At 41.1% G+C, this 14,618-nt stretch carries 17 protein-coding genes; 9 read left to right on the forward strand and 8 right to left on the reverse strand.

What is annotated here, in order from left to right; all coding sequences use genetic code 11:
* Positions 1–80 precede the first annotated feature (80 nt).
* The gene (locus ACT3IB_RS02935; RefSeq protein WP_491537528.1) at positions 81–1,556 is read right to left on the reverse strand and encodes an O-antigen ligase family protein; all 1,476 of its coding nucleotides are present in this window, start codon (positions 1,554–1,556) and stop codon (positions 81–83) included.
* A gap of 85 nt (positions 1,557–1,641) precedes the next feature.
* Positions 1,642–2,088, reverse strand: a complete 447-nt coding sequence (locus ACT3IB_RS02940) for a hypothetical protein (RefSeq protein WP_491537529.1) — start codon at positions 2,086–2,088, stop codon at positions 1,642–1,644.
* Positions 2,089–2,967: 879 nt separating this feature from the next.
* On the opposite strand from ACT3IB_RS02940, the gene ACT3IB_RS02945 reads away from it, so the two are divergent.
* The 7 genes from ACT3IB_RS02945 to ACT3IB_RS02975 all read left to right on the forward strand — a co-directional run bounded on the left by ACT3IB_RS02945 (position 2,968) and on the right by ACT3IB_RS02975 (position 7,521).
* The gene (locus ACT3IB_RS02945; RefSeq protein ID WP_491537530.1) at positions 2,968–4,407 is read left to right on the forward strand and encodes a carboxypeptidase regulatory-like domain-containing protein; all 1,440 of its coding nucleotides are present in this window, start codon (positions 2,968–2,970) and stop codon (positions 4,405–4,407) included.
* Positions 4,408–4,581: 174 nt separating this feature from the next.
* Positions 4,582–5,511, forward strand: a complete 930-nt coding sequence (locus tag ACT3IB_RS02950; protein ID WP_491537531.1) for an acyl-CoA desaturase — start codon at positions 4,582–4,584, stop codon at positions 5,509–5,511.
* Positions 5,512–5,559: 48 nt separating this feature from the next.
* Entirely contained in the window at positions 5,560–6,183 is a 624-nt protein-coding gene (locus tag ACT3IB_RS02955) for a carbonic anhydrase (protein WP_491537532.1), read from the forward strand.
* 91 nt (positions 6,184–6,274) lie between these two features.
* The gene (locus ACT3IB_RS02960; RefSeq protein WP_491537533.1) at positions 6,275–6,874 is read left to right on the forward strand and encodes a hypothetical protein; all 600 of its coding nucleotides are present in this window, start codon (positions 6,275–6,277) and stop codon (positions 6,872–6,874) included.
* 59 nt (positions 6,875–6,933) lie between these two features.
* On the forward strand, positions 6,934–7,074 hold the full coding sequence (locus tag ACT3IB_RS02965; RefSeq protein ID WP_491537675.1) for an oxidoreductase-like domain-containing protein: 141 nt from the start codon (positions 6,934–6,936) through the stop codon (positions 7,072–7,074).
* Positions 7,075–7,082: 8 nt separating this feature from the next.
* On the forward strand, positions 7,083–7,307 hold the full coding sequence (locus ACT3IB_RS02970; RefSeq protein WP_491537534.1) for a translation initiation factor: 225 nt from the start codon (positions 7,083–7,085) through the stop codon (positions 7,305–7,307).
* 34 nt (positions 7,308–7,341) lie between these two features.
* Positions 7,342–7,521, forward strand: coding sequence for a hypothetical protein (locus ACT3IB_RS02975; protein WP_491537535.1), 180 nt, complete (start codon positions 7,342–7,344; stop codon positions 7,519–7,521).
* A gap of 3 nt (positions 7,522–7,524) precedes the next feature.
* Here the strand turns inward: ACT3IB_RS02975 and ACT3IB_RS02980 are convergent, their stop codons facing one another.
* The 4 genes from ACT3IB_RS02980 to nei form a co-directional block, all read right to left on the reverse strand.
* Entirely contained in the window at positions 7,525–8,442 is a 918-nt protein-coding gene (locus ACT3IB_RS02980; RefSeq protein ID WP_491537536.1) for a universal stress protein, read from the reverse strand.
* 30 nt (positions 8,443–8,472) lie between these two features.
* Positions 8,473–10,101, reverse strand: a complete 1,629-nt coding sequence (locus ACT3IB_RS02985) for a BCCT family transporter (RefSeq protein WP_491537537.1) — start codon at positions 10,099–10,101, stop codon at positions 8,473–8,475.
* A gap of 167 nt (positions 10,102–10,268) precedes the next feature.
* Positions 10,269–10,763, reverse strand: a complete 495-nt coding sequence (locus tag ACT3IB_RS02990) for a putative metallopeptidase (RefSeq protein ID WP_445666094.1) — start codon at positions 10,761–10,763, stop codon at positions 10,269–10,271.
* A gap of 120 nt (positions 10,764–10,883) precedes the next feature.
* Entirely contained in the window at positions 10,884–11,708 is an 825-nt protein-coding gene (gene nei / locus ACT3IB_RS02995; RefSeq protein WP_491537538.1) for an endonuclease VIII, read from the reverse strand.
* A 66-nt stretch (positions 11,709–11,774) separates the two neighbouring features.
* Between nei and ACT3IB_RS03000 the strand changes: the two genes are divergently transcribed.
* Together ACT3IB_RS03000 and ACT3IB_RS03005 are read left to right on the forward strand one after the other, a co-directional pair.
* The gene (locus tag ACT3IB_RS03000) at positions 11,775–12,173 is read left to right on the forward strand and encodes a hypothetical protein (protein WP_491537539.1); all 399 of its coding nucleotides are present in this window, start codon (positions 11,775–11,777) and stop codon (positions 12,171–12,173) included.
* On the forward strand, positions 12,166–13,377 hold the full coding sequence (locus tag ACT3IB_RS03005) for a hypothetical protein (protein ID WP_491537540.1): 1,212 nt from the start codon (positions 12,166–12,168) through the stop codon (positions 13,375–13,377). Before ACT3IB_RS03000 ends, ACT3IB_RS03005 begins: the two co-directional genes overlap by 8 nt.
* On the opposite strand, the gene ACT3IB_RS03010 is transcribed toward ACT3IB_RS03005, so the two are convergent.
* Entirely contained in the window at positions 13,374–14,150 is a 777-nt protein-coding gene (locus tag ACT3IB_RS03010; protein ID WP_491537541.1) for a lysophospholipid acyltransferase family protein, read from the reverse strand. The genes ACT3IB_RS03005 and ACT3IB_RS03010 overlap by 4 nt on opposite strands.
* A gap of 24 nt (positions 14,151–14,174) precedes the next feature.
* Positions 14,175–14,615, reverse strand: coding sequence for a hypothetical protein (locus ACT3IB_RS03015; protein WP_491537542.1), 441 nt, complete (start codon positions 14,613–14,615; stop codon positions 14,175–14,177).
* Positions 14,616–14,618 lie beyond the last annotated feature (3 nt).

A 14,618-nucleotide genomic window follows, 5' to 3' on the forward strand; every position in this document is an offset into this window, starting at 1 on the left:
CTTATGTTTTGTAGATGACTTGTTATTGCAATTATCAGAATAATAATCCTTTGTTACAAATTAGATGTTGGTTAGAACTACTAATCTTCCTTAGGTAAATTCCAGATTAATCCTTGTCCCCAAAAACGAGGATACAATTGTGTAGTCTCAAAAGTTTCTTTATACACTTCGCGATTTTTATCTCTATTCATAAAATCATTAATAGAAAATAAACAAAATCCCAACACTGAAATAATCATGACATACTTCGTATAGTGAATTAAATTATCTAGCCCCGTGTAAACATTGGTTTCTTTTTTATAATACCATGCTACAAAATAAGAGGCTATCAAAATAAACCATATTTGACTCATAGGAGTATGAAAAATTCCACTAACAAAACCATGCAAAAGTGCAGCAATAATTGATCCCAGAAACCCCATCCTTAAGTATCTTTCATTGGGTGTTTTATCTTCAATGGTGGTATCAAAATCGACATATAACCACCTTAAAGTAATGCCTAAAAAGACAATCAATGACAAAAAAGATATTACGCCCCATTCTGCTAGTACTTGAATATAAAAATTATGGGGATGGGCAAAACTTGGGGTAGTTTCAACAAAAGCATAGTGATAAGGGCCAACACCTAGAATGGGATTTTTCAAAAAAATCTGCATTGATTCCATCCACATATCAATCCTGCCACTACTTGAAGACCGTAAAATTGATACTCCAGCATCATTTATAGGTAACAATAATGAATACAGAATGTAATATAGAAATCCTCCTGCAACAATAGATAGAAAAAGATTTTTAATATACTCCTTACTTTGTGACCAATACTTTATAAAAACAAACCCTATACCTGCAAAAACAGCTAAAGTTGTCCCACGTGCTCCTGAAGCGAATACCAGTACCCACCAAATAGTTAGTAGTGCAAAAATAAGTGAGTAGTATATTTTCTTTTTCCTAAAATAGGTTATTAAACCTAATAAGAGAGGAAAAGTCCAAGTTTGGGTATGATTGAAAAATCGGCGATGTGCAAAGTTAAGTACTTCTTTAGCTTCTAAAGCCAAATTATCAAACTGCAAATTATAACTCAATCGATCAGGCCAAAATGGAACCATTGGTGATAAATGAGCAGAAATATAATTGCCAATAAAATAGATGCTGTAACCTGTTGAAAAGATAACTGCAATTGCTAATATCGTTGTCTGATAAAATGAAATATCATTATGGAAATAATACCCTAAGTGAAGGACAACAAGAAAAATCACTAAATAGATTACCACTTCTCGTGCTGCTGCATAAGGTGAAAAGGCATTAAAAACCGAAAATATTCCAAAGGTGAAAAATATTACAAATACTATTGCCGCCTTTGGAGAAATAAAAAAACTTGATTGTTTCTCCCTAGATTCAGTAAGCTGTAAAAATAATATAATAGAAACTGTAAGAATTACTCCTACCTGTAGCAGACGTTTGGTATCGTAAAAAGCACCATCTAAAAAATTTATATATGGAGCAAAAACTAGGTAAAAGCCAACTATAAGACCTAAAAAGAGAAATCGAGACTTCATAAATCTATTCGCTTTTTATTATCAAATAAAAAAGGCCCTCAAATTAGAGGACCTTTTAAATCTTTAAAAAACAGTTAATTACAAATTAACTGTTCCAGCTGATATTATCAGCTTCAATTGATGCTTGTAAAGCTTCAACATCTGAATCACTATCATTACATCCGACATTTTCACCAGAGCCGTCATAACAACTTGATGGATAAACATCCAGTGTAAAATCAGTTGTTGAAGTGGCACTTATATCATAAGTTCCATTTTGATTGAAGGCAGTTGTATTAGAAGAACCTAAGTCTACAGGCACACCACTAATTTTAGTAAAATCGATATTACTGAAATCTTGTCCTCCCCCACCGAGTGCAGTCGGCTTCATGTAAAACTGCTGTGCAGCAGCTGCGATAGATAGCGCATCCTGTCGGGCAGCATCCACATTAGCAGAGTTTGCTGCACTTGAGAAAGTGTTAATAGCTACTACCGTAGCAATACCTACGATAATCGTTACCAAAATTACGAGTAAAAGTTGTTGTTGTCCCATGGTTATTTACCTATTTGTTAGATGATTGTTTATTAGTTAGGTCGTTTCTTTGATTGGTCCCGAAGAACCTTGAAAGACTGTTATGTTTATGTTCACTTCTAAAGAGCAAGCGAACAAGAGTTTGTTACAAATTTTTCGTTCAGTTCAAGGTTAAGTGTTCGCCGCAGACGATACAAGTTAATTTTTCTTTAACTATGTTGCTTTTTCTTAACGCAAAGATTACAGCCGGACGATACAAATGCAAGTAAAACATTAATTTTTTTTAATATTTCCGTATAATATGCCTTCCGCAGGCTTATATACCCGTTTTGTCTTCCGAGGCAAAACGATTCCAAGCCATCTATTGCAATTATAATCGCCTATTAAATTAATTATTAGAAGATCTAAATCTTAACGCGTTCTAATACCCTGTGATCGTCTCTCCCCTAAATTCAATGTTCAGGATTCCCTTGGTAAAATAGAATTCCCGTCCGATAATTATCTTAAGCCTATTCGAATCATTCGAACGCAAACCCAGCAGTCTAATGGATTGATATATCAGTTTACCAATCGAGATCTTTGCAAATTTATTGCCCTCATGGTCGTGATACCTTTGACAGTTCTTCCATTTCGACAACCTATCCCCTGTTCTCCAAAGGCAATTCGTCCAGTCGATCATTCAGAACAAGTAAAAACCAGCCAGGTGGGATGAACGGATTAAAAAATTTAAATTGTATTCTCACCCATCAGCATTTATTATTGTTGACAATACCGTTTGATCGCCTTAAGATTAAACCCAATATTAATTTTTTTTAATATTGGCAGTACCGTTGGTGATGGATACTTATTACATAAAGACTAAGCTATTTTCTTAACTCTATTTTCAAATCGTATAGTGCAATGAAAAATCGTCTACTTCTGCTATTTCCTCTCGCAATGATCGTGTTAATTCAAGCATGCGGAGCTGATGACTCTATTATTATTGCCGGTCAGGTTATAGAATCCGGAAATAATAACCCCATCAACAATGCTATTGTAGAAGTTACCGAACCTAGCAATCTGCAACAGACCGCAAACACTGATTCTTCGGGCAATTTTTCCTTTGATGTTAAACCCGGAAGTGAAACGGTGAATGTTACCCTCGAAGTGTCAAAGCCCGGTTATGAAACAAAAACAACGAGCTTTAAGATTTCGGAGGGTTCAGATATCGATGATCTGGTTATACGACTGGTATCCACTGATGACACCGGTGGCGATGATGGCGATGGAGAAGATGATCAGGTCGGCGGGCAAGCAGGCGGACCGGCGAACCTGGAACTGACTAATCTGAGCGAGAGCACGATCAGTGTCCGCGAAACCGGTGGGGACGTCAATGCAACCTTTACCTTTGAGGTGACCGACTCGGCCGGACGAGTGGTTGACTCCCCCGTTGATGTCAATTTTCAAATTTTAAGTGGTCCCGATGGTGGAGAACGTATTACCCCGCAAACAGCCACTACCGGTGTAGGAAGTCCTGAAGGAACGGTAAAATCGAACCTGGCAGCGGGCGACTCATCAGGTACCGTGCGTGTTGAAGCAGTTATCGAGCGACCGAATTATGGTATTACAATACGATCATCACCTGTTCTTATCTCAATATCCAGTGGATTTCCGGTTGAAAAGAACTTCAATGTGGCACCGCGGGTAAACAATTTTGACGCGTACGGCATTATTGCCGAAGGACATACGAACAGCATTACCGCCAGTGTCGGTGATTTGAAAGGAAACCCTGTTAAAGAAGGGACTGCCGTTTACTTTTCGGCGTCCAATGGCGGTCTGGTTAATGGTAGTGCTACTACCAATGAAAATGGATATGCCACCGTAAATCTTTCTGCTAATGGTAGTACCCCTTCAGGCCACCCCAACGGTCCCGGCTTTATTGATATTACGGCCGAAACCATCGACAAGGATAATAATCGTATTACCAATAAAACTACGTTATTACTTACCACTCCCAGGGCACAAATTGATGTAAGCCCCACCAACTTTAACATATCCAATGGCGCCAGCCAAACGTTTGATGTCACCATAACGGATATGAACGGATACCCCATGGCGGCGGACACCAGGATAGCCGTTACAACCGGTCAGGGCCTGACGGCCAGCGGCGATATCGTTGATTTAGAATTGGGGGATTATTTCCAACCCGGCCCCGGTTCTACACAGTTCCAGGTTACGGTTTCTGATCAGGATTCAGATGAGGTTGTCAGTTCTGACGGTAGCTTTACTATTACCGTCACCTCACCACTGGGAGAAACCACGACGAAAACTATTCGTGGAAGCCGCGCGAAAACACAATAGTTGCTAATCAATTTCGTAAAAGCCCTGTCAGTACTACAATCGCTGACAGGGTTTTTTAGTTTAAAGAACTGTTGAGCCATTACTCAACTCTCAATAATCAACTTTCCATTACCCGATAACAATTAGTATATTTTCCGCTTATTTTTGAACCTAAGCATTGGAATTGGTTGATACATGGAAGCACCCTATACTCCTAAAGAATACGATAAAGATCTCGATAACATTAACTGGGTCAGTGGCTTGCCCTTTGTTCTTTTGCATTTGGCAGTAGGACTAGTTTTCTGGGCAGGGTTCAGCTGGACAGCTCTAATTGCATTGCTTACCACCTATGTGGTGCGAATGTTTGCCATTACAGCCGGATTTCACCGTTATTTTTCCCATCAAACCTACAAAACCAGTCGGCCTTTTCAATTTATATTAGCTTGGTTGGGAACATCTGCAGCTCAAAAAGGTCCGCTTTGGTGGGCCGCCCATCACCGGCATCACCACAAACATGCGGATACCGAAAAAGATGTCCACTCTCCGGTTCAGCGCAGTTTCTGGTGGTCACACGTTGGATGGATTTTGAGTAATCGTTTTAAGGATACCAATTATAACATGGTCAAGGACTTGAAGAAGATCCCAGAACTTAATTTGCTTAATAAATATCACCTCATCCCTCCCATCCAACTGGCCATTGGTACTTTCGTGGCGGGTGAGCTGCTCAATTATTTCTTTCCATCCTTAGGTACCTCCGGATTTCAACTGCTGGTATATGGATTCATCATTAGCACGGTACTGCTCTATCACGGTACCTTTACTGTAAACTCACTAGCACATGTATTTGGCAAACGTCGTTTCGACACGACTGATGACAGCCGCAACAACTGGTTTATTTCGCTCATCACGCTTGGAGAAGGATGGCACAACAATCATCACCGGTTTCCATCATCAGAGCGACAGGGCTTTTATTGGTGGGAGTTCGACTTTTCTCATTATGCATTAAAAATTTTATCATGGCTTAACCTTGTTTGGGATTTACGAGTACCTCCCAAACGGGTATATGCTGAGGGCAAAATCTTTAAACGCCCGCCGGAAGTAATTGAACATCCCGGAGAACGATAATTGGCGGGAAATCTTACATAGTAATCTTAAAAACAACTATTCAGGTCTATGACTAATCTATCGCAACTTTTTGATCAAAACAACAAGTGGGCTGACAAGATCAAAGAACAGCAGTCGGACTTTTTTGAAGAATCAGCCAAAGGACAAAGTCCTGACTATTTATGGATTGGCTGTGCCGACAGCCGCGTCCCGCCCACTCAGCTAACCGGCCTTGGTCCCGGGGATCTTTTTGTACATCGGAATATCGCCAATGTGATCTCTCATTCAGACATCAATAGTCAATCTGTTCTGCAATATGCCGTAAGTGTACTTAAGGTAAAGCACGTTGTTATTTGTGGTCACTACGGGTGCGGCGGCGTTCAGGCAGCTTATGAAGATCAGGATCTGGGATTGATCGACAACTGGCTGGCTGATATTCAGGACATATATCGAAAACACAAAAACGAGATCGAGGATCATGACTCCGGAAATGAGAAGCTTAAGCGCTTCTGTGAGCTTAACGTATTAGCACAGGTTCAAAATACGTGTCACTCCCCTTTTGTTCAGCAAGCCTGGGCGGCCGGACAGGAGTTAAGCGTTCACGGACTCATTTATGATCTTGAAACCGGTTTGCTTAACGATTTGGATATCTGCGTTAGCTCTGCCGAAGAAGCTGCTAATTTGCAAAGTTAACTCTTCGGTCTGAAAGTTACGTTTCATATATTTAGATGAAATTTGAAAACACTGTAACTGCTTATCTAATTCTTTTAAAAATATTAGTCTGATGGATATTAAAACCCCCGAAAACAAGTTTCAGGATGTCTCTTATGGAGATGATACTTACAACGAACTGTTAGATCATCTCGAATCCGATGTCGAAAAAGACCGCCATCACCTAAGTCTGTTTCTGGGGATTTTTGAACCCAACAAGCAAAAGGCTCTAAAACAAATTGAGCAGCGATTAGACCGAAAGGTACACGTTGTGGATACATCAGACCTGTCATCCCGTATTGAATCCGAATCGTTTGAAAAGCTCGATGACTTTTTCGACAACATGGAAGAGTCCGACGATATTCTCTATTTTAAAAACGGCGAAAAACTCTGCGGTGTCTATACCAGCTACTCCCATTCTCATACAAAATATGCCACACCGCAAGAGCGTTACTTTTTGAATAAAGTCAAACAATTTAATGGATTAGTCATAGTTGATATCGAAGAATTCTCGGATGCTGACATGACCTTACGTCGTGCGGCTCATTCGATTGTATCGTTTACTTTGCCTGATTCAAAGTTAAAGCGTGCGTGGTGGCATCTTAAAAATTACTCTTTACATGGATTCCAGTTAAAAACCACCCGTCCCGAAGCATACGGCGAAACCGGATAAGGACGAATTTAAATTGACTATAAGCTTTTTATACTGACTTTGTATTGATGCGCAAACCCATGAAACCGCTCCCCACTGATTGTTGCAGCACGGGGTGTCCAAAATGCATATATGAGATCTATGAGGAGCAGTTGGAAAAGTATAACAAGTGGAAAGAAGAGCAGGAAGAAAATAAGATTAAAGAATCTAAACCAGAGTAACGACCATTATGGCTATTAATGTAAAGTTGGATACCAGCGGACGACGCGGAAAAACAGTTACAATGATCACGAATATTCAACATAATCCACAGGTTATTGAGAAGCTGGAAAAACAGCTCAAACAAAAATGCGGAGCCGGCGGAACAAGCTATGCCAAAACCATTGAAATTCAGGGCGACCACGTGGATAAAGTTCGTGCATTTTTGCAAGATGAAGGGTATAACGTCAAATAACCAAGGATTTTATAATTTAACGATATAATCTATTATGAGCCTGAATATTTCAGAACAAGAATACCAGGAGATTTTAGATCAGATCAAAGATGATGACAGTCCGGTCGGTATTGATGCCGGTAAAACACATGTGCTGATCCTTCAAAAACTGCTTCGAATTGAACGACGCCTGGAAGCCTTGGAAATGCGTTTCTTTGAAGAAGAGGAAGAATAATTTTTAATTCTTATCCAATAGGCTCTTCAATAAACCGATGTGCTCTTCTTTTTCCTTGTAAATGAGTACCGGTACGCCGAAATGATACTCTGCAAGGCTGTCTGCCATCTCATCAGTAAGTAAGGCAGCCGCAGACGTTTTGCTTTTTGCTCCCACCATAATTAAATCTGCCCGCGTTCGCAGGGTTAAATCATAAATTTGATCAGCATCCTTTCCATTATCATTGACCGTAAAGATACAATCCGGAATATTTTCCAGATCGTACCTTTCCTTAAACTTTTCGAACTTTTTATTCAGATGATTGTTCATCCGCTCGGAGTATTTGTCTGACGGGATATAAGGGAAAAATTGCTTGGGATAATGATACACATGCTGCACATGAAGATCTGCATCAACTGCTTCTGACATTCTTTGAGCCTGTTTTAGGGCCCTTGCAGAAGCCTTTGAAAAGGATATGGGAAGGTGAATATTCTCGAGTTTATATTGAGAGTTTTCGGCCACAAAAAGCAGCGAGCAATGAGCATATTTCGTGATTTTTCGGGCTAAAATACCTTCCCCCTCATACCCTGTTTTTTTGCCCAATACGAACAGGTCCGGATTATATTCATTCAAAGCTGACAACAAGGTTTCTGTAGTCTTACCCTCCCAGACTATGATATTTACTTGGGGGCTGTCAGAATCAAAATAGCGGTCTACCTTATTCTGTAATTCTTCCCTGATGATACTTTTAATTGATTTTGAGGTCTCCACTTCGGGAAACAATTCATTGAGTTCTTCTGAAATGCCTTCATCCTCAATAACATGAATAAAAGTAAGGTGATCGGGCTCATTAACACCGGATAAATAATCCAGATACCCTAATACCAAATTATCCATTTTCGTGAGATCAAGACCAACCATCCAATGATTAAAAGAATTCATAACCGGATACTTTAATACAATTATGCAATCTTATTCAGTAATATCTTCTTCTTGCTTTCTTATCAGTTTGGAAACCAACTCTTTATAAGATTTACGTTCTTTTTTCTCTTTATGGTTCAGCTTTCGCTGATGTTCCTGACTCAATCCCTTGTACAAGCTATAGCACATCAACAGCAAAATGAGGAGAAATGGAAGACCGGTGGTTATCGCAGCTGTTTGCAGAGCATTTAACCCTCCTCCAATTAGCAACACTGCTGCTACGGCTCCCTCGGTTTGAGCCCAAAAAATTCTCTGTCCAACAGGGGCATCCAGTTTTCCCCCGCTTGTCAAGCTGTCAATGACAAGCGATCCTGAGTCTGATGAGGTTACGAAAAAACTCATTACCAGAATGATGGCTACGATCGAGGTTATAAATCCCAAAGGAAATTGCTCGAGCAGTACAAAAAGTGCGGTTGCAACATTCTCTTGAACTGCCGTTCCTATGCTGCCAATTCCCTGCATCTCCAAATCAATAGCTGTTCCCCCGAATGCAGCAAGCCACAAGAAGGTAACGATACTCGGGGCAATGAGCACGCCCAGCACAAATTCTTTTACCGTTCTTCCTTTGGATATTCGGGCGATAAACATACCCACATAAGGCGACCATGAAATCCACCATGCCCAGTAGAAAACAGTCCAACTGTTTTGCCACGTTGATCCCTCATACGTTTCTGTCCAAAAGCTGTAGGTCAAAATATTGTTGGCGTAATGTCCGATATTTTGCACAAAGGAATCCATAATGTAGATAGTGGGACCTACAATCATCATAAAAACCAAAAACAGTAGTGCAATGCGAATATTTGCCTCGCTAAGTACGCGCACCCCCTTATCAATTCCTAAAATAACCGAAAGGGTAGCCACCATGGTAATTCCTATAATCAGTCCGACCTGCAGCCAGACGGTATCGGGAAAGGCAAAAAGATGATTCAAACCGGCACTCACTTGCTTTACGCCAAGTCCGAGCGAGGTAGCCAAACCAAAGAGGGTTGCCAGTACAGCGAGCGTGTCTATAACATCACCGATCCATCCTTCTATTCGATCCCCGAGTACGGGATAAAAAACCGATCTAAACGAGAGCGGTAATCCTCGGTTGAAAGCAAAAAAGGCCAGTGAAAGTGCGACGATGGCGTATATTCCCCAAGCATGAAACCCCCAGTGTAGATAGGTTAAACTCATTGCCTGGCGTGCGGCCTCTACCGTTTCTCCCTCTGCCATTGGGGGACTTAAGAAGTGATAGACAGGCTCTGCCACACTCCAAAACATGATCCCTATTCCCATTCCGGCACTAAAGAGCATGGCAAACCATGCGATAGTGCTGAACTCCGGTTTAGCATCGGCTCCGCCAATACGGATGCTGCCAAACCGACTGAATGCTAAGGCTAGTGAAAATATTAAGAAAGTATTTACAGATAGAATAAAGAGCCAACCCACGTTATTTGAAATATAACTCTGGATGCCCTCAAACATTGTTTGGGCCTGCTTACCCATTACCAGAGTAGCAACAATCATCGTAAGGATGAGAAAAACAGACGGCCAAAAGACGGGCTCGTGAACATCGAAATACTTCTTGATCCCCTTCTGCTCAGAATTTCCTTCTGGGTCTTCTGATCGTAAGCTCATTAAAAAATATTTTAATTAAGCGTTATCAAGTATGTATCTACTGTTGCTACCCTAATAAATATGGATAAGAAATAAAACGTTCAGTGCCTAAGAAATCAATGAATCGCTATCAATAAAAAAGGGATATGGAATGAACCATATCCCCAAAGAATACTGAAAAGAATAATTTACAGATTTACTTTGCTTTCTCTTTTGGGATCCAAATCGTAAAGCGATGATACCGTCGCCTGCACGGTTTTATACCAGTCGTTACCATACTTGTCATTGATCTCATAAAAGTCAGAAAAATCGGGCTTGCGCACCTTCATCTTCCATTCCTGGTTTTTAGCTTTATACACCGGGTCTACATGCAAAAGCTGATGGAATACGACCATCTCGCGGGTCTTTTGATCAAGCATATCCCACATTTCACCGGAAATTTCAATGAGATAGTTGTGTCCGGAGTAGTATTCAACCTCACGGGAAGCTTTTTTACACTTAGCTGCTTTATATTTCGAAAGATTGGGGTATACCAAAAAATAGCCGATGGAGGCAGGGCCAAAATCAAGACTCTCCCGCTCGATGACGGTTTCTGCAATTTTTGCAATTTCAGGAGATTCCATTAACTGCTTGTTGCTATGGGCTACCGTATCACCGGGCTTCAAAAAATCATTGTCTTTCATGGACGTACTTCTTCAATTTTAAAATTCAGAATTTCGTGGCTACCAAAGGTATGATTCTGCGGCGTTCTTTTCATCCGTAATAATCAAAAAGTATTGGTGTTATCCATCCTTCCGAAGGTATTACTTTTCGACCTGACAATTGGAACAGAAATAGATTTTACGTCCGCCTGTTTTATCTTCTTCAATAATAGAGCCACATTTATGGCAGCGGTCATCCGTACGTTTATAGACAAAATGACGATAGTCGCTGCGCGGAGCATTCTCTCGTTTAAGGGCTTCAACAATGCCCGGGTCATTTGTTATGCCGTCCGTTTCATATGATCGAGTAGCAAGCTTCACCGTAGCTTCAGCGAGCGCCTCTTTTTGTTCATCAGAATATGCGCGCAATTTCTTGTGGGGATTTACTTTTGCATAAAACATGATTTCACTGCGCAGGTAATTGCCTATGCCACTCACGAAACCCTGATCTAACAACAAGGTGGTCAGCTTTCTATTCTTAAACTCATCCGATTGGTACTGCTTAATAATATCCTCATAGGTAGTATCGGGATGCAGCACATCGGGACCCAACTTTTTAATATAGGAATGCTGGTCAACCTCTCCCCTGTCCAACATCTCAATGTCAGAAGCCGAATAGAGATAGGCCGACTTTTCACCGTTATGGATAGCAACACGAAGTGAGCGGTTAGTATCGGGCTGCTTTCCGGCATCCCTAACCATCCATTTTCCGTATAACTGATTGTGACTGTACATGACCTTGTTATTATCAAAAAAAGTAAGCAACGCCTTCCCGCGAGCCTCCACATTTTTAACGGATTTCCCTTTAAGCTTTGCTTCGTAATCCTTTAATTCATCAAAAGCAAAATACAGATCCTTAATGGGGCGATTTTTTAGTGCATTTGTTAATGAATCAGCAGTTCTCCAAATTTCCGGTCCTTCTGGCATATAGAGATTTTTTGTGTTAAAATTTCATTGATCTTACAACTTTAAGTTTTAAATCGTTCGCAAGTTATGGTCAGAACCATGGGCGCTATTGCGGCTGGGTATTTTTCCATTGCCGCTCTAAACAGCTTTATACATGTAATCACCTCTATTTATTTCCGAGCAGATATCACCCTCACGGGCATTAGCCACCTGCCGTCCACCTCATGGATAATAGGAATTACAATCTTACAATTTGCATTTGGCCTGTTCGGAGGATTACTTGCCACTACCGTAGCAAAAAAAGCCTCAAAGGTAATTTTGGGATTCATTTTGATTATGGTGGCGGTCTCACTCATCAACTATTCTGTGATGGCCGAGCATGAACCCCTCTGGTACCTGATTACGGCGCCTGCACTAACCATTGGCGGCATATATATGGGATACCGCCTCCAAACGCAAGAATCAAACACAACCTCCAATGAATAACAGTAAATATTTTTTCATTTTAGTGTTAGTAGGATTTTTCATCGGTTGTAATACGACCACCAAAAATCCCGTGCAATTCTCAAATCCCGCATCACCCAACAGTGTTTATCCTAACCTGTACAGTGCCGGAGACCAGCTGTATATGAGCTGGATCACCAAAAATGATAACAAAAACCATTCGCTCAATTACGCTTCATATTCCGATAACGAATGGACTACCCCCAAAACTATTGCAACAGATTCTACCTGGTTTGTAAACTGGGCCGACTTCCCTTCTGTCATTGCCGATAAAAATGGGCCTATAGCTGCTCACTGGCTAAATCTAAAAAATCCCGGACCTTTAGCCTATGATGTGCAAATTTCTACTGTTGAAGATTCTAATGGCTGGTCAGATGCTTTCATTCCACATGGCGACAGCACGACTACAGAACATGGTTTTGTATCGATGATACCATGGGACAATGGTTCTTTTTTGGCTGTTTGGCTTGATGGGCGTCAAACAGAGGGACGTTCTGATGAAGACTATTACAAACTCGACTATGCGATGACGCTCCGCGGAGCAATTATCAGCAGAAGCGGGACTATACAGCAGCGGTTTCTCATTGATGATGCAGTCTGCGATTGCTGCCCGACATCACTCGTAAAAACAACTGACGGAGCAGTCGTAGCCTATCGTAACAGAACCACCAACGAAATCCGAGATATCTATACCAGTCAATTTAACGGGGAAAAATGGACGAGTCCTAAAGCCGTTTATGACGATGGGTGGGAAGTTGGAGCCTGCCCGGTAAATGGTCCCCAACTGGCTGCTGAGGATTCATTAGTGGCAATCGCATGGCATACTGGGACAAATGATAATCCCACTGCTAAATATGCATACTCGATAGATAACGGGAGTTCATTCAGTAAACCCTTCACACTGAATAACGGCACATCGTTGGGACGCGTAGATACTGAAATATACCGGGGTATCTCATATCTGTCGTGGATGGAAAAAACAGGAAATCAAACAACACTAAAGCTGGCTTCTTTTAACAAAGATAAACCGATTACAAAATCTAAAACCGTTGCAAAACTCAATGAATCTCGAAGAACAGGGTTTCCACAAATGGAGCAATCAGGAAATAGCCTGATCTTTGCCTGGACAAATCCTGATACCGCGCAAACACAGGTGATCACAAAAAAGATGTCCCTCACTCCTTAAGATAAGTTATCAATTTCTTCCAACTCCTCGTTCCGCCACTCAGATAGCTGCTCCAAGATATCCTGTCGCACTTTATCGGTGAGCTCTCGGATATCTGATTTTTCAAAACTATCTGTAGATATGGGATCCAGGATCTTTAATTTGATGTGTTTGGCCACCCCAAACTTCCAACTGCGTTTTGGCAACGTATTCTGGGTTCCATCAATAACCATTGGCAAGATGGGTATTCCTTCCCGGATAGCAAGATCAAATGCCCCCGCTTTAAACCGATTTAGTTTACCATTGCGCGATCGGGTTCCCTCCGGAAAGAATATCACAGAACAATGATGGCTAAGATAATACCTTGCTTGTTGATAGGTCTGCTCCCTTCGGTCAGGAGCCTTTCGATCTACTGAAATATCACCGGCAAGTTTCATCATCCAGCCCACCACCGGAGTATCGAAGAGTTCTTTTTTAGCTACCCACTTCATCTCCCAGGGTAAATTAGAAATCAAGGGAATATCGGCCTGTGATAGATGGTTGCAGACCATGATATAAGGCTTGCGATCATCAACATCTTCGTATCCGGTGATCGTAATTTGCCAGTTCGGATTAATCTTGGAAATATATTTCCCAAGATTACGAAACAGTTTTCCTGTTCGATACCGAGCCGGGTCACGGTCAAAAAGACGGACGATTGCCAGCATGGGAAGCCATATCAGAACCAAGATCACCACCCCTATCCAAATTGCAAGTGATTTAACAGTCGATGATATCGAATCCTTTTTATCCATAACTAGAAAATGCGGTATACCATCCTAATCCTTAAACTCGTGTTTCAGCAAAACATTCTCGGGTATCTGCCACTTCAAAAGCGGTTGATCAGTTTTTAACTGGTAGTGACCGGAACTACCGTCGAGCATATATATTTCTATCCGGTCCGCCTTTGAAAGCACAGGCATAGCTACGTGAAAATCGATCTTTGGGTTGCTTCTGTATGCAGCTGAAAGATCAATTCGCTCAAAGTTAATCTTCTTCAGCACCTTTCCCTCTTCATTAAAAATATGCAATTGATACCGGCCCTGTTGTTGTGACTTTACAAAGATGTTCTTCCTTATCTGATAATCGACCACATGCAATTGCCCATTTCTCTCATTTAAAGCCAATGACAGTGTCTCGGATGAGGAATTATTATCTTTTGAACATCCCACAAGTAACAGTAGACACACAATCGAAAGGAAACAATGCCACCATTTCATATC

The organism is Fodinibius sp. GM21 (assembly GCF_058386955.1).

Bases quoted from the DNA above. Each gene is read 5' to 3' on its own strand.
- ACT3IB_RS02935 (WP_491537528.1), bottom strand. From the start codon at position 1,556: ATGAAGTCTCGATTTCTCTTTTTAGGTCTTATAGTTGGCTTTTACCTA.
- ACT3IB_RS02940 (WP_491537529.1), bottom strand. From the start codon at position 2,088: ATGGGACAACAACAACTTTTACTCGTAATTTTGGTAACGATTATCGTA.
- ACT3IB_RS02945 (WP_491537530.1), top strand. From the start codon at position 2,968: ATGAAAAATCGTCTACTTCTGCTATTTCCTCTCGCAATGATCGTGTTA.
- ACT3IB_RS02950 (WP_491537531.1), top strand. From the start codon at position 4,582: ATGGAAGCACCCTATACTCCTAAAGAATACGATAAAGATCTCGATAAC.
- ACT3IB_RS02955 (WP_491537532.1), top strand. From the start codon at position 5,560: ATGACTAATCTATCGCAACTTTTTGATCAAAACAACAAGTGGGCTGAC.
- ACT3IB_RS02960 (WP_491537533.1), top strand. From the start codon at position 6,275: ATGGATATTAAAACCCCCGAAAACAAGTTTCAGGATGTCTCTTATGGA.
- ACT3IB_RS02965 (WP_491537675.1), top strand. From the start codon at position 6,934: ATGAAACCGCTCCCCACTGATTGTTGCAGCACGGGGTGTCCAAAATGC.
- ACT3IB_RS02970 (WP_491537534.1), top strand. From the start codon at position 7,083: ATGGCTATTAATGTAAAGTTGGATACCAGCGGACGACGCGGAAAAACA.
- ACT3IB_RS02975 (WP_491537535.1), top strand. From the start codon at position 7,342: ATGAGCCTGAATATTTCAGAACAAGAATACCAGGAGATTTTAGATCAG.
- ACT3IB_RS02980 (WP_491537536.1), bottom strand. From the start codon at position 8,442: ATGAATTCTTTTAATCATTGGATGGTTGGTCTTGATCTCACGAAAATG.
- ACT3IB_RS02985 (WP_491537537.1), bottom strand. From the start codon at position 10,101: ATGAGCTTACGATCAGAAGACCCAGAAGGAAATTCTGAGCAGAAGGGG.
- ACT3IB_RS02990 (WP_445666094.1), bottom strand. From the start codon at position 10,763: ATGAAAGACAATGATTTTTTGAAGCCCGGTGATACGGTAGCCCATAGC.
- nei (WP_491537538.1), bottom strand. From the start codon at position 11,708: ATGCCAGAAGGACCGGAAATTTGGAGAACTGCTGATTCATTAACAAAT.
- ACT3IB_RS03000 (WP_491537539.1), top strand. From the start codon at position 11,775: ATGGTCAGAACCATGGGCGCTATTGCGGCTGGGTATTTTTCCATTGCC.
- ACT3IB_RS03005 (WP_491537540.1), top strand. From the start codon at position 12,166: ATGAATAACAGTAAATATTTTTTCATTTTAGTGTTAGTAGGATTTTTC.
- ACT3IB_RS03010 (WP_491537541.1), bottom strand. From the start codon at position 14,150: ATGGATAAAAAGGATTCGATATCATCGACTGTTAAATCACTTGCAATT.
- ACT3IB_RS03015 (WP_491537542.1), bottom strand. From the start codon at position 14,615: ATGAAATGGTGGCATTGTTTCCTTTCGATTGTGTGTCTACTGTTACTT.